A 25108-nucleotide genomic window follows, 5' to 3' on the forward strand; every position below is an offset into this window, starting at 1 on the left:
CCCGTTCCGGGGAGAGGAGAACTGGCGCGAGCAACGCCGGGCAGGCGCGGGCGGTTCCCCGGGGAGGGGAGCGACTGGCGGCCATTCATCGCCGAGCTCCGCCGTCCAGCCCGAGTTCCGCGATGAAGAGATCACTGAACTCGATGATCGATGCGCCGATTCGGGGTTCCGAGCCGGTCGCCGCGTTGTCGACGACGCCCCGCTTCGTGGTCCCGTCTGTGGCATCTGAGCGCGGCTTGCCCGAAGTGCGACCTGTGGTCGGAGGGTCTCCCTCGCCGTCCGCCTCCCGCCGCCGGCCCTCGGTGGCGAGCGCGGCGGGGCTCGCCCCGGGCTCGTCGTGGATCACCCCGGCCAGGGGGAGGCCCAGCCGGGCCGCGACCGCTCCGGCCGTCGCCGGACGCCCGGACAGGTCCGTCCCACCGGGCAGCATGAGCTCGCCGCCGCCACCGGGACCGGACGGCGGCAGCCGGACGACCAGCCTGACGTCCGAGCAGGTGCGAGCGGCGTGCGCGATCACCCGGGCCGCCGCGGCGGTCGCCCACGGCTGCGTCGTCACGACGACGAGCACCGTCTCGCAGAGGAACAGGCCGACGTCGCAGGCCGGGTCGGCCGAGCGGGGGAGATCCGCGACGATCAGGTCGGCGCTCCCGCGCGCCGTGGCGAACAGGGCGCCGACCGCCGCGGGTGGCAGCACCGGGATCGCCCCGCGGTCCCAGGAGAGCACCGGCAGGTCGCCGCCGGTCATGGTCGGCCCCGCGAGCAGCCCGTCGAGGAAGCCGTCCTCCTCGTCGGTGATGGGCGCCTCGCGTGGGCTCCCGCCGGTCGCGGTGCCTCCGCCGGGACGTCCGTGCGCCCCGCTGGGCGGGCCGGGACGGTGCCGCCGCGACCGGTCACCCGGCGGCACCGGGCGTGCGCCGCGAGGGGCGGTGGTGAACGGGCCCCGGCCGACCCCGGGCGGGTCCGCCGGCGGTGCCGCGGTCGACGGCATCGTGGCCGCTGACGGGCCGGCCGTCGGCGGCCTGTCGTCGCCCACCGCGATGCCGCCGAACGGGTCGACCTCCAGCAGCACCGAACGGACGCCACGCCGCAGCCCCGCCCGGGCGAGGGCCACCGCCAGCGTCGTCGAGCCGACCCCGCCCCGGCCGCCGAGGACGCCCACCGTCCGCGACCGCCGCCGCGCCGCGTCAGCCGCGCGCGAGAGCAGGTTGACCAGCCAGGTCTCGGCCTCGGGTAGGAAGATCACGTGCTCGGCGTTGATCAGGAGGGCGAGGTTCCAGGTGCGGTGATCGTCGACGTCGGTGCCGACGAGCACGATGTCGGACCGCTCCGGCAGGCCCGCGGCGACGCAGGCGGCGGCGCGGTCGGCGCCCACGACGACGAGCGGCGCGCTCGCCCAGTACCGGCTCGCGGCTCTGGCCGTCGGCACCACCGTGACGGCCGCTCCTGCCGCGGCCGCGAGCCGGAGCAGGTCGTCCAGCAGGTCGGGCGCGTCGGTGACGACGAGGGGGCGCTGGCGATGGTTGTCGTCTGCTGATGTCAGGGGCTTCGCGGGAGTCATGGCGGGGCCCGTCCCTTCGGCGCGGGTGGCTGTGTGCGGCCACCATGCGCCGTGCCCCCCGGTCTGAGTGGATCTTCAGGGTGGGCCGGGCCGTGCTATAAGAACCGTTTCGCGCGGGCCGTGCCTCGGCAGGCGTCCCGCCGGGAACGGGCCTGTACTCAGCCCCGGGAGAGTGCCTCGCACACCGCGAGGGACTCCCGTGCCGCCAGCTCCAGGGCTCCGGCACAGTGCCGCACCCAGACCCCGACACCCTCGGCGCCGCCCGCGACATACGCGGCGAGCGCGGCACGGTAGTCCGGCTCCGTGCCGACACCCACACCCGGCACTACGGCATCCGTGCCGGCCGCTCCCGCCGAGCCGGTGCGGTCGCGGTCGAGCTCGAGATGGCCGACGTCCGTTGCCACCAGTGCCTTCGGGTCCAGGCCGCGGCTGACCAGGACGAGGCGCGCGGCGGCCCGGGCGATGATCCCGTCGAGCGCGCCGAAGGGACGGATCGCGAGCAGCTCACCGTGCGTGATCGCCGCGACCACGATCGCGGGAGCCCTGGTCGGCACGGTCAGCACCGCGGTGAGCCCGTCCAGGCGCTGGGACATCTCCGCCGCCGGCATCGCCGGCACGGGCGGAGATCCCGCGACGTCCGTGACGGCGGCCCCGGTGATGCTGGTCGGCGACCATGAGGCGTCCGTTCGCGGCCGGCCGAGCACGTCGTCGGGAAGCAGCCCGCGCCCGGCGAGGACGTGCATGCGTGCCAGCGCCTGGCGCGGCGCGCGCTCCCAGGCGGAGGAGAGCGTGCCCAGCTCCGCGTAGAGGCGTACCGCCCCCAGCGTCACGGCGAGTGAGCGTTCCCATGGGTCAGCCGACTGGCTGACCGAGACCGCGGGCTGGTCGTTGTCGCGGCCGGTCTCGCCCAGCCGGGCCCGCAGCGCGTCCAGCGCGATGTCGTGGCCCTCCAGCGCGGCCGAGGCGCGGGCCGCCCGCAGCGATGCCTCGGCGGTCACCTCGGCACTGCGGCGCCGCAGGATGCGATGCCGAAGGAGCGCGTCGACGGCCGCGCGGGCCGCCGTCGCGGCCTCGTCGACACCGGGAATCGCCGCAACCTGGCTCAATGGGTCGGTTCCGACGACTGATACCGACGAACGTGCTGTCACCCCGCAGACGCTACCCCGGCTGGGTTCGCCGGCACCGGCCCACCGTGCGGGCGGAAGGCGCCAGGTCGTCCGCCATCAGGTGTGTCATGAGGTGCGCCGTGAAGCGTGAGGTGGGCGAATCGTCCTCCGGATCACATCGCTCCTTCGGGTTGTTGCCCCCCGTGGTCCGCAACGAGCGGTCACACTGCAGGCAGGGCATCCGGACGGGTCGGCCGCGTGACGGCGGCCGTGCGCGCTCCCGGGAGGGCATCAGTCCCGGATCTGACCGCGGGGTCCGCCGACCGACTTCGAGAGGGAGGGCCAGTGTGCCGATGACGACCGACAGTTCGCGAGCGGGGCGGGAACCGACGCTGGGGGAGCTGGTCGCGCTCGCGACCCGGGACATGTCGTTGCTGATCCGCCAGGAGATCGAGCTCGCCAAGGCGGAGCTCGCGCGCCAGGCGGTGTCGGCCGGGCTGGGCATCGGGTTCCTCGTCGCGGCGGCCGCTCTGGGCCTGGGCGCGTTCATCGCCGGCACGGTGTTCCTGGGTGAGCTGTTCACCTGGGCGGGCCTGGAGCGATTCTGGGCGTACCTGTTGACGGCGGTGCTCTACCTCGCCGCGGCCGGCCTGCTCACGATCTTCGCCGTGACCAGGTTCAAGCGCCTCTCACCGCCCGAACGGACCATCCAGACCGTCCGCGACGACATCGCCTGGCTGCGCAACCCGACGAACGGGTCCAACGGCTCGGCGCGGGCGCGCACGAAGCCGGGAAACGCCGGAACGCCGCCGGCGCCGACGGCGCACCTGGACGACGGCCCCAGCGTCCACTGAGGCCGCGGAGCCGCGGAGCCGCGGAGCCGCGGAGGCCCCTCTGGTCACTCAGGCCGCCGAGGTCCCGACGATCCGTGTGACCCGCGCAACCACTGGTCGGCACAGCCGCGGGATCTGCCATCCTTGCGAGCGATGGAGGATGCGACCCCCGAGTCCGCCACGGTTCTCGTCGACGGGCCGTGGCGCCACCGTGACGTATCGACCAACGGGACCCGCCTGCACGTCGCCGAGGCCGGCGAGGGGCCGCTGGTCCTCCTTCTCCATGGCTTCCCGCAGTTCTGGTGGACGTGGTGCAGCCAGCTCCGGGACCTCCCGCGGGCCGGCTACCGGGTGGTCGCCGCGGACCTGCGCGGGTACGGCGCCAGCGACAAGCCGCCCAGAGGCTACGACGCGTTCACCCTGGCCGACGACGTCGCCGGCCTGGTGCGGGCCCTCGGCGAGCGGGACGCGGTGATCGTCGGGCACGACTGGGGGGGCCTGCTCGGCTGGACGACCGCGGTCCGCCGCCCGCGGGTGGTGCGCGCGCTGGCGGTGATCGGCATGCCCCATCCGCTGCGGATCCGGCGCCAGATCGCCGCGGACCCCCGCGGACAGGGCCTGGCCAGCCGCCACCTGGCCGCCTACCAGCTGCCGTGGCGGCCTGAGCGTCGCCTCGTCGCCGACGGGGCGGCGCACGTCGGCGAGCTGCTGCGCTCCTGGGGCGGACCGGGCTACCCGGCGCCGGAGACCGAGGCCCGCTACCGCCTCGCGATGCGGATCCCCGGGGTCGCGCACAGCTCCCTGGAGTACCACCGCTGGGTCGTGCGCTCGCTGTTCCGCCCCGACGGGGCACGTTTCGCCGAGCTGCTCCGGACGTCCGTGCGGGTGCCGACGCTGCAGCTGCACGGACGGCTCGACCGCTGTTTCCTGCCATCCACGGCGGCCGGCTCGGACCGCCACGTGGCTGCCAGCTACTCCTGGCGGCTGTACGACGGGCTGGGCCACTTCCCGCACGAGGAGGACCCCGACACCGTCACCCGTGACCTGATCACCTGGCTGGCCGAGACCGCGCCCGAGCAGGCCCGCACGGCCGAGGGCGCGGCCGAACCGGCACCGGACGTCGAACCGGACGTCGAACCGGACGCCGAGCCGGCGGCTGAACCGAACGCCGAGCCGGACGCCCGAGCGGAGCCTGGACGGGGGTACGGGCGGCGGTGACCCCGCCGGTCAGTCGCAGCTCTGGGTGCTCACCGGCACGAGGGCCTGCGCTCCCTGCCGCACGGGCTCGCTGACCTCGTCGGCAGTCAGCACGTACCCGGTGTCGTTGTCGTCGGTGGCCGCGGCGAAGACCACGCCGTAGACCGTCCCGGCGCTCGACAGCAGCGGCCCGCCGGAGTTGCCCGGCCGTACCCGCCCGCGGATCGCGTAGATCTCGCGGCGAACCGTGCCGCGGGAGTAGATGTCCGGCGCCCGCGCGACCTGCTCGTTGCGGATGCGCGCGGGCTCGGTGGTGTATGGCCCGTCCTGGGGGTAGCCGGCGACGACCGCCGAGTCGCCCATGTCACCGGGCGGCGCGGACTGGAAGCGCAGCGGGGGCCGGAGCAGCCCCGGTACGTGCAGGACGGCCACATCCCGGTCGGGGTCGAACAGCACCACCTCGGCCGGCAGCGCCCCGGAGTCCAGCTCCACGACGGCCTCGGTGACACCGGCCACGACGTGCGCGTTCGTCATCACCCGCTGGGGCGCGATGACGAAGCCGGTGCCCTCGACCTGCTTCCCGCACGACGGCGCCTGCCCCCGCACCTTGAGGATGCTCGCCGCGGCGTTCTGGACGTCCGCCGCGCTGACGACCGCAGGGTCCGGTGGATCGGTGGCCACGATGCGCTCGCCGTCCAGGCCGGCGAACACCTCGGGAAAGCCCTGGTCGTCCATGAGTCGGCGCAGGTCGGCGAAGGTGTGGCGGACGTCGTCGGGCATCGTCGTGTCGACGGTGCCCAGTACCTCGGATCCGCGGGCGGCGCGGGCGAGGGTCTGGAACGGCGAGCGGTCGACCGCGGTCGCGACGAGCCAGGCGACCAGCAGCACGGACACCCCGGAGAGCACGGCGCCGGCGACCGCGTCCAGCCGCTGGCCGGGCCGCCAGGTGAGCCGGCCGCGCAGGGCCGCTCCGAGCGCGGTGCCCGCGATCTGCCCGACGAGGGCCAGGCCCACCACGACGATGAGGCCGACCAGGGCGCCGTCCTCCTCGCGGCCGATGAGCTCTGCGAAGGGGCGTGCCACCTTGGCGCCGAGCACACCGCCGCCGAGGAAGCCGACGAACGACAGCGCCCCCACGGCGAACCCCTGGCGGTAGCCGGAGACCGCGAACATCACGACCAGGACGATCAGGACGAGATCGAGAAGGTTCACCGGGGCTCGTCGGCCGAGCTCAGACGATCACAAGCGTGGCTGTCATGCCCTGGTGCAGGGTGCAGACCACCGGATATCGCCCGGGCTTGTCGGCGGTGAACGTGATCGACTGGGAGTTGCCGGCGCTGACGATCCTCGTGGTGGCGCCGGGGATGGCGGAGATGACGAAGTTGTGCGGCGCGGACCCCTTCGCGACCGAGAAGTCGACCCGGATCGTGCCGGGGTGGGCGACGAGCTCGCGGGCCGAGAACGTCTGGTCCACCTGGCCGACCACGGCGAAGACCTGGGTGCCGTCACTGACGCTCGGGGTCAGCGTCGCCGCGGCCGAGGGTGTGCCGGCATCGTCGCCGCCGCTCCCGCACCCGGTCAACGCGGTGAGCACCGCCACGGCCGTGGCCAGCGCGACCAGGGCCGATCGAGCGGATCTTGAGGTCATCTTCCGACGGTACCGCCCGCTTCGTCGAGTGGTCCCCGCGGCTCCACCACCGCGTGGGGGAGGGCCATGGCCGCGGAGATCGCCACGGTGATCTCGGGCACGTCCACTTTCGTCTCGGTGTCCCAGGGGCGTTCCCATCCGCCGAGCCGCAGCAGGGCGTCGAGGACGCCCGCGGTGAAACCCCAGACCGTCATACCGCGGACGCGGAACGCCGGGCTGCCGAAGCCGGACGGATGCCACAGCAGGATCCGGTTCGCCGGGTCGGCGAGCTCCGCGACGGGTACCCGGGCCACCGAGGACGTCTCCGCCGGGTCGACCGCGTCCACCGCGGTGGGCGTGCGCCACCAGGCGAGCACGGGGGTGACCAGGAAGTGGCTGGCAGCCAGGTAGAGGGGGCTGGCGGTGGCGAGGACCTCGACGCCGGCCGGGTCGAGCCCGACCTCCTCCTCCGCCTCACGCAGCGCCGTCGCGGCCCTCGACGCGTCGGTCTCGTCGGCGCCGCCGCCGGGGAACGCCGGTTGCCCGGCATGGTCGCGCATGTCGGCGGCCCGCTGCAGGAGCAGCACGTCAGGCCCGTCCGGACCCTCCCCGAACAGGATCAGGACGGCCGCCGCCCGCCCGCCCGGCCGCGTCTGGCGAGCGTGTCGCGTCTGGACGGGGATGCCGTCGCCCACCGCCGCCATCAGCGCGGTCAGCCACGGGGGAACCGGAGCTCCGCCGCCCCTCGCCGGACGAGTGTCTCCGCCGGCGCTCGCGGAGTGGGCGTCCTGGCTGACGTCCTGGCTGCTCGGATCCCCGGACGGCGCGGGGTCGCTCACCGGGCCGCCTCCGCGTCCCCGCGGACGAGACGCGCGGCCTCGGCCGGCTCGGTCGGGCCGGTGCCGAAGGACGGGCACATCCGCGCGATGGCGCAGGCGCCGCAGGCCGGCCGGCGGGCGTGGCACACCCGGCGGCCGTGGAAGATCATGCGGTCGGAGGCGATCGTCCAGTCGCGCCGCTCGATCAGCGCGGCGAGGTCGCTCTCGGCCCGGACGGGATCGGTCTCGGTGGTCAGGCCGAAGCGGCGGGAGAGCCGCCCGACATGGGTGTCGACCGTGATCCCGGGGATGCCGAAGCAGTGGCCCAGCACGACGTTCGCGGTCTTGCGGCCCACACCGGGCAGGGTGACCAGGGCTTCCAGCCGGCCAGGGACCTCGCCGTCGAAGCGCTCGACCAGGGCGGCGCCGATGCCCATCAGCGAGTTCGCCTTCGCCCGGAAGAAGCCGGTGGGCCGCAGGATCGCCTCGAGCTCGTCGCGGTCCGCGGCGGCGTAGGCGGCGGCGGTCGGGTAGCGGGCGAAGACTCCCGGCGTGACCTCGTTGACCTTCTTGTCCGTGCACTGCGCCGACAGCACCGTGGCGACGAGAAGCTCCAGCGGACTGCTGAAATGCAGCGCGATGCGGGCGTCGGGGTGAAGCTCGCCGAGCGCGCGCACGATCCGCCGGGCGCGCCGGGTGCGCGCCAGCGCCGTCTCGGCTCGCGCGTCGACGGTGGTTGCCATGCCTCGCAGCGTATCCGGCGTGTCGGCCCGCGGGACCCGTCGCTTCGACGTGGTCCGGCAGGGCGCGTCGACCCCCCGGGTGCGGGCGCGGCGCCGACATCGGCGACCATGGACGGGCCATGTTTGTCTTTGCCGCGATCACGTTCCCATTGGTGCTGCTCGGGCTCCTGCTGGCGATGGAGCGGGTCGAGCGGCCACTCAACGCCGCCGACACGGGTAAGGGGCTCGAGGGCTTCCTCGACAGCGCCCGCCCGGACGAAGTCGCCACGTTCGTCCAACAGGGCCTGCCGGCCGCGCTCGAGCGTTACCGGCGCCGGCTTCGCCGCACGCCGCCGGGCAAGCACCGTGCCGCCTGACGGGCAACTCATGCGGCCCCGGGCGTGTCGCGTGTCGTGCCCTCCTGACCCCCGAACAGCCGTCCTGAACTGGGCCGGGCTGTGTCGATGTGACCCCCGCCGGGAGTGGCACGATCGGGCCGGTGCCGATCGGCCGTACTAGGCGGATTGTGACCTGGACCACTTTGGTGGTCCTTCTTGCGTCACTTTACGTATCAGAACAGAGCATTCGGGTGCATCTGCGTGACCTGGTCAGGCCGATGGGGGTCCCTGGCCGTGCTCTGCGTCCCGTGTCCTGGCATGCTCAGGGCGTGGACGATCTGCTAGCCCGCGTTCCGCTGTTCGCCGGGTTGTCCGAGCCCGACCGCCAGGCGCTTTCCGATCACCTGGACCGGCAGGACGTGACCCGTGGCGACGTRCTGTTCCGCGAAGGGGATGTCGGCGACCGCGTTTTCGTGGTTCTGTCCGGCAAGGTCAAGATAGGACGCCAGTCCGCCGATGGGCGGGAGAACCTGCTGTATGTGATGGGGCCGGGAGACCTGTTCGGAGAGCTCTCCCTGTTCGATCCCGGGCCGCGCACCGCGACGGCGACCGCCGTGACCGACGCGTCGCTCGTCGCGCTGGAGCACACCGCGCTGCGGCCATGGCTGCGTTCCCGGCCCGAAGCCGGAGCGCTGCTGCTGCGTGTGCTGGCCCGCCGCCTGCGGCGGACCAACGACACGATGGCGGACATGGTGTTCACCGACGTGCCCGGTCGCGTCGCCAAGGCGCTGCTCGACCTGGCCGACCGCTTCGGTGAACCGGCCCAGCCGGGTAACGAGGCGGCCGGGGTCCGGGTCGAACACGGCCTCACTCAGGAGGAGCTGGCTCAACTCGTCGGAGCCTCGCGGGAGACGGTGAACAAGGCCCTCGCCGACTTCGCCACCCGTGGCTGGCTCCGGCTGGATTCCCGCGCTGTCGTGCTGCTCGACCGTGAGCGGCTCGCCCGCCGGGCCCGCTGAACCCACCGCCGGTTTGAAAACCGGCCTGTCCCCTGCCCGTTCGTCCCCCGGATCCGCCGCCGCCGCCGGATCCGGGGGACGCATCCGTGCGGCAGACGTCCTCAGCGGTAGTCGCCAGCGGTACCCGGCTACCGGCTGGTGCCCTCGGCGGGCGGCATCTCCACCGAGGGCACGGCCTCACCGGACGGGTCGGCCACCGGCACGACCACCGGTGATCCCGGCAGGCGCGCCGCCGTCCTGGCCCGCGCCCTCGTCCCGTTCACGCTCACCTTCGCCAGCGCGGCCGCCGCGCCCAGCCCGTCCTGTGCGCTCAGGTCATCCTGGGCGGCCAGCCCGTCCTGGTGTGGTGTGCCCAGCCCGTCCGCCACGCCCGGTCCGTCTGCTGCGCCGAGCCCTTCCGGTGCGCTGAGCCCGTCCGGTGCGTCGAGGGCGTCCGGGGCGGATCCCGGCAGGGCCGCGAGCAGCCGCCGGGTCTGCGGCGCCTCGCTGATCGCGCCGGTGGCCGTCGCGGCGGCCAGGGCCTGCTCGTAGGCCTCGCGGCTGCCCTCGACGTCACCGTGCGCCGCCAGGACCGTCCCCAGCGCCCGGTATGCCAGCACCTGTGCCCGGACGTCCTCGGCGTCCACTCCGACCGCCTGGCGGGCCACCCGCAGGGCCTCGTCGGGCTCGCCCGCGTCGAGCAGGGTGCCCGCGAGGTGGGCGTAGGCCTGCCGGCGCGGGAACATCAGCGTCGCCGGCTCGCTGGCGGACAGCGCCCCCCGCAGCTCGGTGATCGCCTCGTCGAGGCGCCCGCGCGCCCGCGCGATCTGCGCGACGAGCACCTTCGCCCCGAGCTGGGCGTGCGGGCGCAGTTCCAGCCGGTCCAGGTCGGCCAGGGCGCGCCGGGCGGCCTCCTCCGCGGCATCCACCTCGCCGGCGTCCAGCCTGGTCAGGCCGAGCAGCACCTGGGCGAAGGCGCCGATGAGCACATGCCCGGTGGACGCCGCCTCCGCGCACGCCTCGGTCAGCAGGTCCGCACCGCGCCGGGGGCGGCCAGCCCCACGGGCGGCCAGCCCGCGCGCGATGAGGGTCAGGGTGCGCCCCCAACTGTCGCCGGTCTCGGTGAACAGCTCCGCCGCGCGGGCCGCCTCGCTCTCGGCGGTCTCGATGTCGCCGAGCTCGGCCGCGGCGACCGCGTCGATCGTCAGGCAGACCGCCTGCCCCCAGCGCTCGCGCATCGACTCGGCGAGGTTGATGAGCACGCGGGAGACCTTGCGGGTCCGGGTGAGCTGACCCGAGAGCAGCAGGACGAGGGCCTCGGTGCCCGAGCACCAGCCGAGCCCGCCGGCGTCCTCCAGCCGCTCGAACACCGCGGACGCCTCGCGCAGCGTGCGCTCGGCCTTCGCGTAGTCCCCGCGGGTGGTGGYGCTCCACGCCAGGTGCTGCAGCGCCCAGCCGACCCCGCGGGGGTCGTCGACGCGGCGGGCGAGCGAGAGTGCTTCGCGGTAGCGCTCCTCCGCGGCCTGGATGCGGCCGGCGGCGTATTCGAGCAGGCCGAGCCGGCGCAGCGCCGCGGCCACTGCCCGGTCGTCGCCGGCCCGGTGCGCGGCCTCCAGCGCCGTGATCAGCGACTGGCGGGCCTCCTCGCCACGGCCCTGCTTCTGCCGTAGCTCACCGAGCACCGCGTAGGCGGCGGCCCGCCGGCTCGGGACGTTCACCCGCAGCGCCGGGCGCAGCGTCCGCTCCGCCTCGTCGAGCCGGCGCAGCCAGACCAGCGCCTCGGCGTGCAGGATCCGCACGTTGATGTCGTCGTCGCCGTCGATGACGCCCCGCCCGAGCCGGCGGGCGTCGGCGAGCAGGTCCGCCGCGGCCCGATGGTCGTCGCGGGCGAGCGCCGAGCGGGCCAGCCGGACGTGCGCGTGGAAGCCGGCCTCCCGCGCTGACCAGGCCGGGTCACCCGCGGGCAGCGCCATCGAGGCGGCCAGGTCGTAGGCGCGCAGCGCGTGGGTGGCGACGAAGGTCGACACCTCGCGGGACGAACCGATCATCGCCGTGACGCCCCAGCGCGCCGCCGTGGCGTGCCGGCGGGCCCGCTCCACCTTCGGCAGGCCCGAGTAGGCGACGTCGCGCGCCATCGGGTGGACGAACCGCCACAGGGTCTCGCCCTGCCGCGGTGGGCGGACGAGCTGGCGCTCGGTGAGCACCGACAGCGCGCGTTCGACCTCGGCCGCCGGGCGCTCGCCGACCACCTGGAGCGCCTCGGCGGGGAAGCGCGGGCCGAGCACGGCCGCCGCCCGCAGCGCCGCCTTGGCGGCCGCGTCCAGGTCGTCGATCCTGGCTGCCAGCACCGACTGGACACCGGCGGGCAGGACGGTCGCGGCCAGCGAGCCCTCCAGCACCCAGCGCATCCCCTCACCGCCAGGGTCGGGCACCTGGTGCAGCAGACCGCGGTCCACCAGCAGGTTGAGCAGCTCGGTCAGGAAGAACGGGTTCCCGTGCACCCGGGCCAGCAGCTCGGCCTGGGTCGCCCGGGACAGGCCGGGCTCGCCCAGGTAGTCCTTGAGCAGGGCACGCGCCGCGCTCTCCGGCAGCGGGCTGAGCGCGATGCGGCGCGCGCCGACGAGATCGGAGAACTGCGGGCTCTCCCGGTCGAGCAGGACGAGCATCACCGGGCCGTTGAGGGTCGTCGTCAGCCGCCGCAGGGCCGTCGTCAGCCGGCTGGTCGCCCACTCCAGGTCGTCGACGACGACCAGCACCGGGTTGCGGACCGCCAGCGCGCTCAGCAGGAGGCCGACCGTCTCGACGGCGTCGTCGGCGGCCCGCTGGACAGCCTCGCCGTGGGAGGCCCGGCCGACCGGGTCACCCGGCGGGGTGGTCGCCCCGGCGCTGGGACGGCGGTCCGGCGGCACGCCGAGCATCCCGAGCAGGCGGTCCCCGATGCCGCTCGGCAGCTTCGTTTCGAAGATCGGATGGGTGAGGCCGGCGACCGTGCGGCGTACGCGGTCGGCGACCCGGTCGAGGGTGTCGCCGTCGGTGATGCCGCACGCCCCGCGGATGAGGTCGATCAGCGGGGCGAGGTCGCGGACGTCGCCGTGGCGCACGGTGCGCCCCCACAGCACGGTCGCGCCCGCGGTCGCCTCGGCGGTCTCGGCGAGCTCCCGGGCCAGCCGGGTCTTGCCGATGCCGGCCTCGCCGATGACCACCGCCATGTCGGGCTGGCCGGCGTCGACCACGCCGGCGAAGTAGCGGCTGAGCTCGGCCAGCTCCTGCTCGCGCCCGATGAACGTCGCGTCGTCGGCCAGGCCCGGCCGGGCGATGTTGGACGGGCGCAGGCTGACCAGCTCGTAGGCGGGCACCGGCTCGCGCTTGCCCTTGAGCACCAGGGGCGGCAGATCGCGCCAGGTGGCGACGGAGCGGGTGGCGGTGACCGTGTCCCGGCCGGCGTAGACGGTGCCCACCGCCGCCGCGCCGGACAACCGCGCGGCGGTGTTCACCGTGTCCCCGATGACCGTGTATGACAGCGCCGCCTGCACGCCGGCGAGCACCTCGCCGGTGTTGACGCCGACCCGCAGGCCGAGCGGGCTGCTGTCGCCGCCCTCGTCCTTGATCAGGCGACGGGCCGTCTCCTGCATCGCCGCCGCGGCGCGCACGGCGCGTTCCGGGTCGTCCTCGTGCGCCGTCGGGGCGCCGAAGACGGCCATGATCCCGTCACCGCTAAGGTTGTCGACCCGCCCGCCGACCTCGTCGACCTCGCGCGCGAGCGCGGCGAGAACCCGGTCGGTGACCTCGCCGACCCGTTCGGGGTCGCGGTCCTCCGCCCAGGCGGTGAAGTCGGACAGGTCGCCGAACAGGACGGTGACGACCCGGCGCTCGGCGGCCTCGGCGCGCGGCGTGTCGGTCTGGGTGAACCGGAGCCCGCAGTTGAAGCAGAACCGCCCGCCGGGCACCGTCGGGGTGCCGCATCTGGGACAGACCAGGGGACCGGTCGTGGGGGAGCTGATCACCATCGTGGATCGGTTCCTCTCCGCCGGATGATCGCTGGGCCGCGCGAACCGCTGGGTCGGAAGGCCGGGTGGGGGCCGGCACCGGAGCGCGCGCGGTCGGTAACGTCCCGCGGGTACGAGGGCCCGCGGTCGGTACCAATGGTCCAAAGGGTCACAAAGCGCACGAGCGGTCTCCTCCGCCGGAAAGTTTAGTGGCCTTCGTCTCCCTTTCTGGATCAAGGTGTGTCGGATGACCGACCTGGCCCCGTTCGCGGGGATCCAGACCGCGAGCGGCCCGGCCTCTATAGTGGCGCAGCTCACTTGTCTACCCGGTTTCCGGGATATGACCCGCGTCTTTCGGCAGGTTGCGGCCAGTCTCTGAACGTCCACACCGGCCCCGCCGGCTACCCGCGGTGACCGCCGCCGGGGCCCTGACCTGCGCGGGGCGTGGCGGACCGGCGTGCGCCGGGGTGACCCCGCGCGCGCGGCGGCGGGTGGCTCAGCGTGGGCGGAGATAGTCCAACTGGGCCCGTACCGACAGCTCGGCCGCCGGCCAGAGTGCCACGTCGACGTCCGCGTACACGATCCGGACCACGTCGATCGGCGTCACCTGCTCGGCCGACGCACCCAGATCGGCTAACGCGGAGACCACCTGATCGAGCCGCCGGGCCCGGTGCTCCAGGTAGGCCTCGGCCGCCCGCCCGGCCGCTGGCAGCTCGGGGCCGTGGCCGGGCAGCACKGTGGTGTCGCCGAGCTCGCGCAGCAGGCGCAGGCTCGCGAGGTAGTCGGCGAGCCGGCCGTCGGGATGGGCGACGACCGTGCTGCCGCGCCCCAGGATCGTGTCGCCGGTGAGCACGGCCGGGTGCTCGTCGTCGCCGGCCAGCACGAAGGACAGCGAGTCCGAGGTATGCCCAGGGGTGGCCAGCACCCGCAACTCGACCCCGGCGGCGGCGACGACGTCCCCGGCGCCGAGGCCCTCCGAGCCGAGGCGGTGCGCTGGGTCGAGGGCGCGCACCTGCGCCCCGGTCAGCGCGTGCAGCGTCGCGGCGCCCTCGCTGTGGTCGGAGTGGCCGTGGGTCAGCAGGATCGTGCGCACCAGGCCGGCGGCCGCGACCCGGGCGAGGTGCTCGCCGTGGTCGGGGCCGGGATCGACCACCACGCAGCCGGCGTCGCCCGGTGACCGCAGGATCCAGGTGTTCGTGCCGTCGAGGGTCATCGGGCCGGGATTCGGCGCGAGGACGACGGAGGCCAGCTTCGTGACCCGGCGGAGGGCGGTCACCGCGGGACACCACCGCGGGTGCCCGCGGCCGGTGCCGGGGCGGTTCCCGAAGGCGTGCCCGGCTCGGTGCCGGGGGCACCGTCCGGCGGTGTGCCGGGGGCACCGTCCGGCGGTAACAGGTGTGGGAACGACAGCTGCCAGGTGCCGTCGCGGGCGACGATCCTCGCCATGATCGGCTTCAGGTCGCGGGTGCGCGCGGCCGCGAGCGCACCGGCGACGTCGTCGTAGGCCGACAGCTCCGCGAGGGTGAAGGCGGTGGGCGGGAGCATGCCGATCTCGCCGGCGACAAACCGCTCCATCGCCTCCGCCGGACGGATCCACAGCATTCCGTCAGCCTCGGTCGAGAGCTCCGTCGCGAGCTCGCCCGGCAGCTGCCCGGCCGGCAGCGCGGCGACGAAGAACCTGGTGTCGTACCGTCGTGGCTCCAGCTCAGGGGCTATCCAACGGGTCCACGGGGCCAGCAGGTCGGCCCGCAGGGTCAGCCCGCGGCGGGTCAGCAGCTCGGCGAGGCCACTGCGGTGGCTCTCCACCGCCCGCCGCTCGGCGGCCCAGCCCGGATCGCCGGTACCGGCAGCGCCGCCCGCCGCGTCGACACGTCCGGCCGGCACGTTCCTGCCCGTCGGCGCGGCTCCGCCGGCTGGTGCGGCTCTGCCGGCTGGTGCGGCTCTGCCGGCTGGTGCGGATGTGCCCGTCGGTACGGCGAGCAGGACGCCGCACTCCTCGAAGGTCTCGCGGACGGCCGCGCAGACCAGGGCCCGCGCGCGGGCGGGATCGTCGTCCAGCCCCGGCATCGCCTCCTCGACGGAGGGCCCGACCCACGGGAGATCCTCGGCGGCGTCCGACGGGTCGACCCGCCCGCCCGGGAAGACGTGCATGCCGCCCGCGAACGACATCGCCCGGGTGCGCCTGAGCAGGTAGGCCTCGATGCCGGACCCGACCGGCGCGTCGCGCAGGAGCACAACGGTCGCCGCGTCCCGGGCGGGTGCCGGGTTGGCGGCCAGCCGAGCCAGCCGGAGTTCCTCCTCCGGTTCCATCCGGCGGGACGCGCCGAACCGGGCGACGATTGCCGCCTGATGATCAACCATCCCCTGATGGTAGACAGTACGGCCGACAGAAGCCGAGGTCAGCCGGCCACGCGGGCGACGAGCTCCACCTCCACGGGCGCTCCCAGCGGGAGCGCCGCGACCCCGACGGCGGAGCGCGCGTGCAGTCCGGCGGCACCGAAGACGGCGCCGAGCAGCTCGCTGGCGCCGTTCAGGACGACCGGCTGGCCGACGAATCCCGGCGCRCTCGCGACGAAGCCGACGACCTTCACGATCCGGGTGATCGTGTCCAGGCCACCCGCCGCGGCCGCGGCCGCGGCGAGCGCGTTGAGCGCGCACACGCGGGCCAGCTCAGCGGCCCGCTCGGCGGTGATCTCCGCACCGACCAGGCCGGACGCCAGCAGTTTCCCGGCCACCAGCGGGAGCTGCCCCGCGGTCCAGACCAGATCGCCGTCGCGCACCGCGGGGACATAGGCCCCGGCCGGGGTGGGCACCGCCGGGAGGACCAGCCCGAGCTCGGCGAGCCGCCCGGACGGCGTCGTGGCGGCCGCGGGCGGGACGGGAGCGGTCATCGTCGGAGTCGACCTTCTGTCGAGGAGGGCACGTCAGGGAACAGGGGGCGGGGGGCGGGGACGACCGTCCCGTCGCGGGCGGACGTCCCTACTGGGACTTCGGCCGCTTGAAGTACGCCACCAGGCTCTCCGGGTTGGGCCCGGGGACGACCTGGACGAGCTCCCAGCCGTCGGCACCGAAGTTGTCGAGGATCTGCTTGGTGGCGTGGATCAGGAGCGGGGCAGTCATGTACTCCCACTTGGTCTGCATGACGATGGACCCTAGAGCATCCGCGGACCGCCACCCGGTTGGGTAGGMGGTGTGGCCGCCGTGACGAGGGTCCGGGGCGTGGCAGTCCGGATCGGCGGCCCACGGGTACGGTCGAGCACGTGACCGGTGACGACAACGCGCCAGCGGCGACCGCCGGCCCCTGGGACTGTCGGTTGCACATCGTCACCGGCAAGGGCGGCACGGGAAAGACCACGATCGCCGGCGCGCTGGCCGTCGCGCTGGCCACCGGGGGGCGCCGGGTGCTGCTGACCGAGGTCGAGGGGCGCCAGCAGATCGCCCAGCTCTTCGATACCCCGCCGCTGCCCTACCGTGAGCGCAAGGTGGCGAGCGCGCCCGGCGGCGGCGAGGTCTTCGCGCTGGCCATCGACGCGGACGAGGCGTTGCTGGAGTACCTCGAGATGTTCTACAACCTGCGCCGCGCGGGTCGGGCGCTCGGCCGCATCGGCGCCGTCGACTTCGCCACCACGGTCGCCCCCGGTGTCCGTGACGTGCTCCTCACCGGCAAGGTGAAGGAGGCCGTCAACCGGCCGGACGGCACCCGTCCGAGTGGGCTCGCCTACGACGCGGTCGTGCTCGACGCGCCCCCCACCGGCCGGATCGCCCGTTTTCTGAATGTCACCGCGGAGGTCGCGGGGCTGGCGCGGATGGGCCCGATCAGGGCACAGGCGGACAGCGTGATGGCGGTGCTGGCGCCCGAGCGGGCGGCGGTCCACCTGGTCACCCTGCTCGAGGAGATGCCGGTCCAGGAGACGGTGGACGGCATCCGGGAGCTGCGCGAGGTGGGCCTGCCGGTCGGCGCGGTGGTGGTGAACATGGTGCGCAGCCCGCTGCTCGCCCCCGGCGATCTCGACCTGGCCCGGCGTGGCCAGCTCGACCGCGAGGAACTGGCCACCGGCATCAAGGAGACCGGCATCGAGCCGACCGAGGAACTGATCTCGAACCTGGCCTGGGAGGCCGCGCAGCACGCCGAGCGGGTCGCGCTGGAGACGGCGCAACGTGCCGAGATCGCCGCGCTGGGACGTCCGGTCTACGAGGTGCCGCTGCTGGCGGACGGCGTGGATCTCGGTTCGCTCTACCGGTTCGCCGAGATGCTCCGAGCCCAGCGGATGGTGGCATGACCCCCGCGGGCGAGAACCCGGCTGACCCGACCACCGGCATGGACCCGGCCGGTGGCTCCACGGGCGGCCGCGGGCGGGCCGGTGGCGGCGATGGCGCCGGTGAGAGTGGTTCCGGCGCGACGGCCGGGAAGCCGACCCGCGCCGCGGGGTCACGCGCTACGGGATCACGCGCTGCGGGGAAGAAGACCACCACGGGGCGGGCGAAGGCGACGCCCGGATCGCCGCGGAAGGCGACCGGGGCCCGTAGGGCCACGGGACGGGGTCAGCGGACGGCGCCGAGCCGGCCGCGGCCGCGTCCGCATCCGCTCGGGGTCCCGCGGTTGGACGTCGACGCCATGCTCGACACCGAGCGGATCATCGTGTGCTGCGGGTCGGGCGGGGTCGGCAAGACCACGACCGCCGCCGCGCTCGCGCTGCGCGCCGCCGAGCGTGGCCGGCGCGTGGTGGTACTGACGATCGACCCGGCCAGGCGCCTCGCGCAGTCGCTCGGCCTGACCGCGCTCGACAACAACCCCCGCGAGGTCGCGGGGGTCGACCCGGCCGCCGGTGGCCGTCTCGACGCGATGATGCTCGACATGAAGCGGACGTTCGACGAGATCGTCCTCGACCACAGCACGCCCGAACGGGCCGAGGCGCTGCTGGCGAACCCGTTCTACCAGTCGCTGTCGTCGTCCTTCGCCGGTACGCAGGAGTACATGGCGATGGAGAAGCTGGGGCAGCTCGACGCCAGCGGCTCCTGGGACCTGATCGTCGTCGACACCCCGCCGACCCGTTCGGCGCTGGACTTCCTGGACGCGCCGAACCGGCTCGGCGACTTCCTCGACGGGCGCCTGCTGCGCCTGCTGCTGGCGCCCGCGAAGGCCGGTGGCCGGGCGTACGCGAAGGTCATCGGAGCCAGCCTGGGCATGTTCACCCGGGTCATCACGAAGGTGCTCGGCGCGCAGCTGCTGGCCGACGTGAGCCAGTTCGTGGCCGCGCTGGAGACGATGTTCGGCGGTTTCCGGGCCCGCGCCGACGAGACGTTCCGCCTGCTCGCGGCGCCCGGCACCTCTTTCGTGGTGGTCGCGGCGCCCGAGGCGGCCGCGCTGCGGGAGGCGTCCTACTTCGTGGACCGGCTCGACGCGGACGGCATGCCGCTCGCGGGACTGATCGTCAACAGGATGCACTTCTGCGCCGCCTCCGCGCTGACCGTCGAGCGGGGGCTGGCCGCCGCTGAGAATCTCACCGACCACGGCGAGCATCCGCTGGCCGCGGCTGTGCTGCGTATCCACGCCGACCGGGCGCGGCTCGCCGAACGTGAGGTCCGGCTGCGTGAACGGTTCACCAGTGCCCATCCGGACACGGCACTCGTCGAGGTCGAGGCGTTGTCCGAGGACGTCCACGACCTGGCCGGGCTGCGGGAGATCGGTCGCGCGCTCGCCGGGGACGAACGGGCCGCGGCGGCCGGCTGACCGGCCGGGGAACGGCGGGTGGGAGCGCGCGGCGCGTGTTCTGGGGGAGGCCGACGTGGAGGTGGCTGGCGTAGGCACCTGGCGGGGTCCTGCCGTAGGCACGAAGGGTCGTTCCGCGGGACCCGTCGGGGACCGCGTACGGAACTCGACGCACTCGCTCGATGCACTGACTCAACGCACTGAACTGGCTTGACGCACTGAGATGACGGCCCCGGGAATCGCGCCGGTGCGATGTGAACCCGGGTCCAAGGAGGGCCTCCGCCCGTCCGGGCCATACACAGGAACGTGTTGCCCGGGATGTTGCGGGGGACCAGCGCCACTGGTGGAGACTTCACCGCCCATCCGGGCTATACGCGACTCGGATGGAAACAACTGTGTACTGCTGGTGTCACGTTCGGGGTGGTGGTGTCCGCTCGACCCCGCTGTCGTCGGACACCTCCGGATGAGGGCTCGAGGCCGGGCTAGCCGGCGGACGCGGAGCGGTGATCCGCCTGGGCGTCCGCGAGCAGCTTCCGCCAGGACGTGACGTCCGGACGGCGGCGGAGCAGCGCGCGGCGCTCCCGCTCGGTCATTCCTCCCCAGACGCCGAACTCGACATGGTTGTCGAGGGCGTCCGCCAGGCACTCGGTGCGCACGACGCACCCGAAGCACCTGGTCTTCACCCGGTTCTGGGCCGCTCCCTGGACGAAGAGCTCATCCGGGTCGAGGTCGCGACAGGCGGCGTGGGCCGTCCAGTCGCCGTCGGTGGTGGAGCCGACGAGCCCGGTCGTACTGGTACGGCGTGACAGGCTGACGGGTGGGGTCAGGCTACTGGTCATGCCACCTGCCTTTCTTCTCGAGTCCGGGTCAGGGGGCCCGTGCGGGTGGTGACGTGGCGTTGAACCGAAACCGTACGGAGTGGCGTGGCCACGGCACAGACCCCACACGGGTGGTTGTCCAAATGACTAGTCCGGGCCATTGATCCCGATCGCCACAGTAGTGCGATCTGTGACGCCCGTGTGTCACTTCGGTGACGCAACCGTGACCTTGCTGTGGCGTCGTAGTCTTAGCTCGATGAGGTAGCCGTTCGGACGCCTTGCCGTGTGTGCCCGTGTGGTCCCGGGCGGGCAGTGTGCGGGACCACAGTCCTGGACTGGCGGGCCCCGGGCGGGCACGGTGTTTGGGTCAGCGCAGTACTGGATCAGCGCCTCGGCCGCGGCCGGTGCGGGCACCTGACGAAGGCGGGCATCGTCGACGGCAGCGGAGGACTCGAGCAGGGGGTCCCGGGCTCAGTGTTCATACCAGGCCGAAACACCGGTGAAGCGCCGGTCGCCGAAGCCGGGACCGAGCCCCGGGGCGTTCCGTGCACCCAGCCGTTCCCCGCGTACCCCGTGCACCCCGTGTTCGGAGCGTTCCCGGCGCCACGGTGGGTCCAGGCGTGATCCGGTCGAAACTCCGCGGCGCGGCCGACGCGCGGTCCACGTGGCAATCAGGCCTGTCCGCGCCGGCCTCCGGCACAGCCTCACGGCATATCGGGCCCGACTCGGCGCGCCGCCGCCGAGTCACACCGAAACGGCTGCTCGGTGTCCTCACCGCCAGCGTGGCGGCGGGCGTTCTGGTCGGCATGCTCGCGCTGCCCGTCATCGGCCTGGCCGGCGTGACCGCCAAGGGCGGCGCGGACCATTTCCTTTCTCTCCCCGCGAATCTGACCGTCCCCCCGCTGGCCCAGCCCTCACGCATCCTGGACGCCGCCGGAAACCAGATCGCGGTGCTGCGCGGCGAGCAGGACCGCGAGATCGTCGCCCTGGACAAGGTCCCGCCGCAGATGCGCCAGGCGATGATCGACATCGAGGACGCGCGCTTCTACGAGCACACCGGCGTCGACTACCGCGGAATGATCCGCGCGTACCTCGCCAACCAGGAGTCCGGCGGGGTCACCCAGGGCGGATCGACCCTCACCCAGCAGTACGTGAAGAACGTCCTGCTGGCCTCCGCCCGGACACCGGAGGAAAAGGCGGCCGCGACCGAGCAGACGGTCGACCGCAAGCTCCGCGAAGCCCGTTACGCGCTGTATCTGGAAGAACACCTCACCAAGGACGAGATCCTCGAGCGGTACCTCAACATCGCCTATTTCGGCGACGGCGCGTACGGCGTCCAGGCGGCCGCCCGGCACTACTTCAACATCGACGTCAGCCAGCTCGGCGTCACCCAGTCGGCGATGCTGGCCGGCCTGGTGAAGAACCCCACCGCGTACAACCCGGCGCTTCACCCACAGGCCGCCAGGGAACGCCGCAACATCGTCCTCGACCGGATGCGCGAGCTCGGCCACCTCGACGCCGCCGCGTGGAAGGCGGGCCGGGCCGAGGAACTCGTCCTCAACCGCCCGGCGCGGTCACCGGACGCCTGCCAGGACTCCTCAGCCCCCTTCTTCTGCTCCTACGTCCGCCAGGTGCTGCTGGCCGACCGGACGTTCGCCGCCACCCCCGAGGACGCCCGCCGGCTGTTGTTCGAGGGCGGGCTCACCATCCGGACCACGCTCGACCCGGTCGCGCAGGGCGCGGCGCAGACGTCCGCACGCGAGGTGATCCCCACCGGGAACCGGGTCGCCGCCGGCGTCGCGATGGTGCAGCCGGGCACCGGCAACGTGCTGGCGCTCGCCGTGAACCGGGATTACGGCACGCCGGACGACAACCAGCCGCCGGCGCTGACCGCCGACTTCGTCCACACCAAGGAGATCTACCCGGTCGACCCCGACTCGTTCTCGCCCGGCTCCACGTTCAAGGTCTTCACACTGGCCGCCGCGCTGGAGAACAACATCCCGCTGTCGACCACCTTCCACTCGCCGCTGTGCTATCGCTCGGAGCGCTTCCCCAACCCCGATCCGGGCGGGAAGAACTGCTACAGCAACGCCGACCCGAGCGAGGACGGCTTCTACTCCCTCACCACGGCGACCTGGAACTCGGTCAACACCTACTACATCCAGCTCGCCGAGCGTCTCGGTGTCATGAAGACCGCCGAGATGGCCCGCCGGCTAGGCGTCTCCTCCTGCCGGATCCGGCCGAACGAAGAGAACGACCCCGAGTGCAGGGGCGGGGGGATCGGACCGGTCGACGGCTCTGCGATCCTCGGCTCGAACGAGATCAGCACGCTGGACCTCGCCACCGCCTACGCGACGCTCGCCGCCCGCGGAAACCGCTGCTATCCCCGCACAGTGCTCTCGATCACACAGCGCGTCGGGACGGCTGACCGTCCGCTGGCCTTCAACACCGGAAAGCCGTGCGAAYAGGTCCTCGCCCCCGGGATCGCGGACACCGTCGCCTCGGTTCTCCAGGGCGTCATCAACCACGGGACCGCGTCCGGGAACGCGCAGATCGGACGTCCGGCGGCGGGCAAGACCGGAACGGCCGAGGCATTCAGCACGGCGTCCTTCGCCGGTTTCATCCCGCAGCTGGCCACCGCGGTCACCCTCGCCGACCCGCGCGGCCCGACGACTCATCAGCTCCGCAACGTGCTCACCAGCCGTGTGGTGTTCGGCGGCGGATTCCCGGCCCAGATCTGGGCCCGGACGATGACGCGCACGATCGACGGCCTGGCGCTGCCCGTCATGCCACTGCCGGCGCCGGACAACACCCAGCCGCAGGTGCCCAAGAAGGCCCTGCCGGACGTCCGCGGGCAGAGCCAGCAGGCGGCCGAGTACGCCCTGCGCTCGCTGGGATTCCGGGTCCGCTCGGAGACCGTGCCGCACGTGGCCCCGCCCGGGATCGTCGTCGGCATGGCTCCCGAGCCCGGGGGGGAGGTCTCCATGGATACCGAGGTGGTGCTCCAGGTGTCCGGCGGCCTCACCGGCGCGGTGCTGCTGCCGAACGGCGCCGGCGCACGCCCCGGCCAGCCCGCCGCCCCACCGGCGGGGGACGGCCGCGCAGGCATCCCGAGGCTGCCGGACCTGCGCAACCAGCTCCGGAACTGAAGGCCGGCGCGGCGCGGCGGGATCCGGCTGTCAGGACTCGCTCAGCCGCGCGCGGACGAGCTCGGACACCCGCCTCCCGTCCGCCCGGCCGGCGATGCGCGCCTGCGCGGCCTTCATCACCTGGCCCATCGCCTTCATGCCGGTGAGCCCGAGCTCGGCCATCACCTCGTCGATGATCGCTCGCAGCTCGTCCTCGCCGAGCTGGCTGGGCAGGTAGTCGGCGAGAACGTCACCCTCGGCGTTCTCGCGGCTGGACTGCTCGGGCCGCCCGGCGGCGGCGAACGCCTCCGCGGCCTCCCGGCGCTTGCGGACCTCCCGGGCCAGGATCTTCTCGACCTCGGCGTCGTCGAGCTCCCGGGCGGTGGTGCCGGCGACCTCCGCGTCCTTCACCGCGGCGAGGGCAAGGCGCAGCGTCGACAGGCGCAGGTCGTCACGTGCTCGCATGGCGACAGTGAGATCCTCGCGCAGCCGCTCCTTGAGTGTGCTCATGGTCGCCGAGCCTACGGCCCGCCCGCACCGGCGGCCACGCGGTTTCCGTTCAGGTGCAGCCGCTGGTCCGGTTCGCGCCGGTGCGGCCGTTGGTAGACGGCGCCGACGCGACCGGGGACGTCCGCCGGGGTGGCGGGACCTGTCCGCCGGGGTGGTCGGACACGTCCGCGGGCGTGGCACCGGGCAGCCGGGCCGTCGTGCGGCTGGGCGAGACTGGAGCGATGCGACCGATGCGACCGAGCCGGGGAACTGTCCGCGCGGTGTCGGGGCTCGCGGCCGCGGGTCTCGGCACCGCGCTCTACGCGGGCGTCTACGAGCGGACCGCCTACACCCTGCGCCGGCGCGAGGTGGCGGTTCTCGCGCCGGGAAGTACCTCTCTGCGCCTGCTGCACATCTCGGACCTGCATGTCACCCCGAACCAGCACGGCAAGTTCGCCTGGCTGTCGGATCTGGCCCGGCTGGTCCCCGACCTCGTCGTGCTCACCGGCGACGTGCTCTCGCACCCCCGGGCCCAGGCCCCGCTGCTCGCCGCGCTCGACCCGCTCTTCACGTTCCCCGGCCTGTTCGTGCCGGGCAACAACGACTACCACGCACCGACGTTGCGCAGCCCACACCGCTATCTCGAACGCACGAACACGCCCGGGCCGAAGGGCCCGGCGCTCGACTGGGCGGGTTTCGCCCGCGCGCTCGCCACGGCCAGCGGCTGGCGTGAGCTGACCAACATCCGGGGCACGATCGACATGGGGGGCCGCACCCTGGACCTGCGTGGGGTCGACGACGCCCGCCTGCGCCGCGACCGGCTCGCCCTGGTCTCCGGCCCGCCCGAGCCGGGCGCGGCGCTGGCGCTCGGCCTGTCACACACCCCCGAGCCCAGGGTGCTGGACGCCTTCACGGCGGACGGGGTCGACCTCATCCTCTCCGGCCACACCCACGGCGGACAGATCCGGCTGCCCGGCTACGGCGCGCTGGTCACCAACTGCGGCATCGGCCGGGAGCGGGCCTGGGGCCTGTCGCGGCACGCGGCGGGCGGGCGGCACTCCTGGCTGCACGTGTCCGCCGGGCTCGGTACCTCACCGTTCGCCCCGTTCCGCTTCAACTGCCGCCCGGAGGCGACGCTGCTCACGCTCACCGAACGTCGCTGATCCGTGCCCGTCCCCGGAGGGCAGGCCGGCGGTCCCGAGGGCGGGCTGGAGGGCGGGCGAGCCGGCGGAGCGCCGGTGCCGGCCCGGTGGACCGTTCCGAAAACCGGGGCACCCCGGCACGCCACTCGGATCCTTGCGTCTAGTACACTGAGCCACGGTCGCGGGGTGTGGCGCAGCTTGGTAGCGCGCTTCGTTCGGGACGAAGAGGTCGTGGGTTCGAATCCCGCCACCCCGACCAGCTAGTAGGACTTGGTTAAGTCGGGGCGAGGTCGATGTGTCGAAGGGGCGGCAGGGGCTGTCGGCAGGTCGGGCACCATCCCACCCAGCAGGCCAGCAGCACCTGGAGCTCGGCCACGACCTGGTAAAGCGTCAGGCCGTGGCCGCCGCTGGYGGGCACAGCCGCTCCAGAGTGCAGAATGCCTGCGCGACCGAGGCCAGGGTGAGGTGGCGCAGGAACCCGTGGAAGGTGCGGCCCTCGAAATGCCCGAGTCCCAGGGCGGTCTTGAGCTCGCGGTAGTCGTGTTCGACCCGCCAGCGGATCTTCGCCATCCGGACCAGGCGCCGCAGCGGGGTGCCCGCGGGCAGGGTCGACAGCCAGTACTTCGTCGGCTCGGGCT

At 73.8% G+C, this 25108-nt stretch carries 22 protein-coding genes and 1 tRNA gene; 9 read left to right on the forward strand and 14 right to left on the reverse strand.

Annotated features, from left to right (window positions below; translation table 11 throughout):
- Positions 1–85: 85 nt before the first annotated feature.
- On the reverse strand, positions 86–1558 hold the full coding sequence (ssd, locus tag BBK14_RS27935) for a septum site-determining protein Ssd (protein ID WP_071066194.1): 1473 nt from the start codon (positions 1556–1558) through the stop codon (positions 86–88).
- 158 nt (positions 1559–1716) lie between these two features.
- A complete protein-coding gene (locus BBK14_RS27940; RefSeq protein WP_071066195.1) occupies positions 1717–2706 on the reverse strand; it encodes a Fic family protein in 990 nt (329 codons plus the stop codon).
- Between the two features lie 311 nt (positions 2707–3017).
- Here BBK14_RS27940 and BBK14_RS27945 point away from each other — a divergent pair, with 311 nt between their 5' ends.
- The gene (locus tag BBK14_RS27945; RefSeq protein WP_071066196.1) at positions 3018–3518 is read left to right on the forward strand and encodes a phage holin family protein; all 501 of its coding nucleotides are present in this window, start codon (positions 3018–3020) and stop codon (positions 3516–3518) included.
- Positions 3519–3650: 132 nt separating this feature from the next.
- The gene (locus BBK14_RS27950) at positions 3651–4715 is read left to right on the forward strand and encodes an alpha/beta fold hydrolase (RefSeq protein ID WP_071066197.1); all 1065 of its coding nucleotides are present in this window, start codon (positions 3651–3653) and stop codon (positions 4713–4715) included.
- Between the two features lie 9 nt (positions 4716–4724).
- Here BBK14_RS27950 and BBK14_RS27955 read toward each other — a convergent pair whose 3' ends face one another.
- Genes BBK14_RS27955 through nth form a run of 4 tightly spaced genes read right to left on the reverse strand, consistent with a single transcriptional unit; the run spans position 4725 to position 7882 of the window.
- Positions 4725–5906, reverse strand: coding sequence for a MarP family serine protease (locus BBK14_RS27955; protein WP_071066198.1), 1182 nt, complete (start codon positions 5904–5906; stop codon positions 4725–4727).
- 19 nt (positions 5907–5925) lie between these two features.
- The gene (locus tag BBK14_RS27960) at positions 5926–6342 is read right to left on the reverse strand and encodes a cupredoxin domain-containing protein (RefSeq protein WP_071066199.1); all 417 of its coding nucleotides are present in this window, start codon (positions 6340–6342) and stop codon (positions 5926–5928) included.
- Positions 6339–7160, reverse strand: coding sequence for an NUDIX hydrolase (locus BBK14_RS27965; RefSeq protein ID WP_071066200.1), 822 nt, complete (start codon positions 7158–7160; stop codon positions 6339–6341). Before BBK14_RS27965 ends, BBK14_RS27960 begins: the two co-directional genes overlap by 4 nt.
- Complete coding sequence (gene nth, locus BBK14_RS27970) at positions 7157–7882, reverse strand: endonuclease III (protein ID WP_012157769.1); 726 nt, start codon at positions 7880–7882, stop codon at positions 7157–7159. The genes BBK14_RS27965 and nth overlap by 4 nt, the downstream gene beginning before the upstream one ends.
- A gap of 119 nt (positions 7883–8001) precedes the next feature.
- Between nth and BBK14_RS27975 the strand changes: the two genes are divergently transcribed.
- Together BBK14_RS27975 and BBK14_RS27980 are read left to right on the forward strand one after the other, a co-directional pair.
- Positions 8002–8238, forward strand: coding sequence for a hypothetical protein (locus tag BBK14_RS27975; protein ID WP_012157770.1), 237 nt, complete (start codon positions 8002–8004; stop codon positions 8236–8238).
- 290 nt (positions 8239–8528) lie between these two features.
- Positions 8529–9218, forward strand: a complete 690-nt coding sequence (locus BBK14_RS27980) for a Crp/Fnr family transcriptional regulator (RefSeq protein ID WP_018506292.1) — start codon at positions 8529–8531, stop codon at positions 9216–9218.
- A gap of 128 nt (positions 9219–9346) precedes the next feature.
- On the opposite strand, the gene BBK14_RS27985 is transcribed toward BBK14_RS27980, so the two are convergent.
- From BBK14_RS27985 to BBK14_RS39170, 5 genes are all read right to left on the reverse strand, one after another.
- Positions 9347–13204 (reverse strand): tetratricopeptide repeat protein, encoded by a 3858-nt coding sequence (locus BBK14_RS27985; protein WP_071066201.1) that lies wholly within the window; start codon positions 13202–13204, stop codon positions 9347–9349.
- Between the two features lie 475 nt (positions 13205–13679).
- Positions 13680–14459 (reverse strand): MBL fold metallo-hydrolase, encoded by a 780-nt coding sequence (locus tag BBK14_RS27990; protein ID WP_071066202.1) that lies wholly within the window; start codon positions 14457–14459, stop codon positions 13680–13682.
- Positions 14456–15544, reverse strand: coding sequence for an NUDIX hydrolase (locus BBK14_RS27995; RefSeq protein ID WP_071066203.1), 1089 nt, complete (start codon positions 15542–15544; stop codon positions 14456–14458). The genes BBK14_RS27990 and BBK14_RS27995 overlap by 4 nt, the downstream gene beginning before the upstream one ends.
- Before the next feature lie 38 nt (positions 15545–15582).
- Positions 15583–16074, reverse strand: a complete 492-nt coding sequence (locus BBK14_RS28000; protein WP_071066204.1) for a RidA family protein — start codon at positions 16072–16074, stop codon at positions 15583–15585.
- 88 nt (positions 16075–16162) lie between these two features.
- A complete protein-coding gene (locus tag BBK14_RS39170; RefSeq protein ID WP_012157776.1) occupies positions 16163–16324 on the reverse strand; it encodes a Sp36 family protein in 162 nt (53 codons plus the stop codon).
- Positions 16325–16443: 119 nt separating this feature from the next.
- Between BBK14_RS39170 and bagA the strand changes: the two genes are divergently transcribed.
- The gene (gene bagA / locus BBK14_RS28005) at positions 16444–17463 is read left to right on the forward strand and encodes an ATPase BagA (protein ID WP_071066205.1); all 1020 of its coding nucleotides are present in this window, start codon (positions 16444–16446) and stop codon (positions 17461–17463) included.
- A complete protein-coding gene (gene bagB / locus BBK14_RS28010; RefSeq protein WP_241831891.1) occupies positions 17460–18914 on the forward strand; it encodes an ArsA family ATPase in 1455 nt (484 codons plus the stop codon). The genes bagA and bagB overlap by 4 nt, the downstream gene beginning before the upstream one ends.
- Positions 18915–19375: 461 nt before the next feature.
- Here bagB and BBK14_RS28015 read toward each other — a convergent pair whose 3' ends face one another.
- The gene (locus tag BBK14_RS28015; RefSeq protein WP_071066206.1) at positions 19376–19732 is read right to left on the reverse strand and encodes a WhiB family transcriptional regulator; all 357 of its coding nucleotides are present in this window, start codon (positions 19730–19732) and stop codon (positions 19376–19378) included.
- A gap of 599 nt (positions 19733–20331) precedes the next feature.
- Between BBK14_RS28015 and BBK14_RS28025 the strand changes: the two genes are divergently transcribed.
- Complete coding sequence (locus tag BBK14_RS28025; protein ID WP_476739411.1) at positions 20332–22860, forward strand: penicillin-binding protein; 2529 nt, start codon at positions 20332–20334, stop codon at positions 22858–22860.
- A 30-nt stretch (positions 22861–22890) separates the two neighbouring features.
- On the opposite strand, the gene BBK14_RS28030 is transcribed toward BBK14_RS28025, so the two are convergent.
- The gene (locus BBK14_RS28030) at positions 22891–23349 is read right to left on the reverse strand and encodes a GatB/YqeY domain-containing protein (RefSeq protein ID WP_071066208.1); all 459 of its coding nucleotides are present in this window, start codon (positions 23347–23349) and stop codon (positions 22891–22893) included.
- Between the two features lie 230 nt (positions 23350–23579).
- Between BBK14_RS28030 and BBK14_RS28035 the strand changes: the two genes are divergently transcribed.
- A complete protein-coding gene (locus BBK14_RS28035) occupies positions 23580–24491 on the forward strand; it encodes a metallophosphoesterase (protein ID WP_071066215.1) in 912 nt (303 codons plus the stop codon).
- 161 nt (positions 24492–24652) lie between these two features.
- Positions 24653–24729, forward strand: a tRNA-Pro gene (locus BBK14_RS28040).
- A gap of 131 nt (positions 24730–24860) precedes the next feature.
- Here the strand turns inward: BBK14_RS28040 and BBK14_RS28045 are convergent.
- Positions 24861–25108: transposase (locus tag BBK14_RS28045; RefSeq protein ID WP_157904350.1), on the reverse strand; the 248-nt coding region annotated here is incomplete at its 5' end.

Source organism: Parafrankia soli (genome assembly GCF_001854695.1).
Lineage (GTDB): Bacteria > Actinomycetota > Actinomycetes > Frankiales > Frankiaceae > Parafrankia > Parafrankia soli.

Bases quoted from the DNA above. Each gene is read 5' to 3' on its own strand.
- ssd (WP_071066194.1), bottom strand. From the start codon at position 1,558: ATGACTCCCGCGAAGCCCCTGACATCAGCAGACGACAACCATCGCCAG.
- BBK14_RS27945 (WP_071066196.1), top strand. From the start codon at position 3,018: ATGACGACCGACAGTTCGCGAGCGGGGCGGGAACCGACGCTGGGGGAG.
- BBK14_RS27950 (WP_071066197.1), top strand. From the start codon at position 3,651: ATGGAGGATGCGACCCCCGAGTCCGCCACGGTTCTCGTCGACGGGCCG.
- BBK14_RS27960 (WP_071066199.1), bottom strand. From the start codon at position 6,342: ATGACCTCAAGATCCGCTCGATCGGCCCTGGTCGCGCTGGCCACGGCC.
- nth (WP_012157769.1), bottom strand. From the start codon at position 7,882: ATGGCAACCACCGTCGACGCGCGAGCCGAGACGGCGCTGGCGCGCACC.
- BBK14_RS27975 (WP_012157770.1), top strand. From the start codon at position 8,002: ATGTTTGTCTTTGCCGCGATCACGTTCCCATTGGTGCTGCTCGGGCTC.
- BBK14_RS27995 (WP_071066203.1), bottom strand. From the start codon at position 15,544: ATGGTTGATCATCAGGCGGCAATCGTCGCCCGGTTCGGCGCGTCCCGC.
- BBK14_RS39170 (WP_012157776.1), bottom strand. From the start codon at position 16,324: ATGCAGACCAAGTGGGAGTACATGACTGCCCCGCTCCTGATCCACGCC.
- bagB (WP_241831891.1), top strand. From the start codon at position 17,460: ATGACCCCCGCGGGCGAGAACCCGGCTGACCCGACCACCGGCATGGAC.
- BBK14_RS28015 (WP_071066206.1), bottom strand. From the start codon at position 19,732: ATGACCAGTAGCCTGACCCCACCCGTCAGCCTGTCACGCCGTACCAGT.
- BBK14_RS28030 (WP_071066208.1), bottom strand. From the start codon at position 23,349: ATGAGCACACTCAAGGAGCGGCTGCGCGAGGATCTCACTGTCGCCATG.
- BBK14_RS28035 (WP_071066215.1), top strand. From the start codon at position 23,580: ATGCGACCGAGCCGGGGAACTGTCCGCGCGGTGTCGGGGCTCGCGGCC.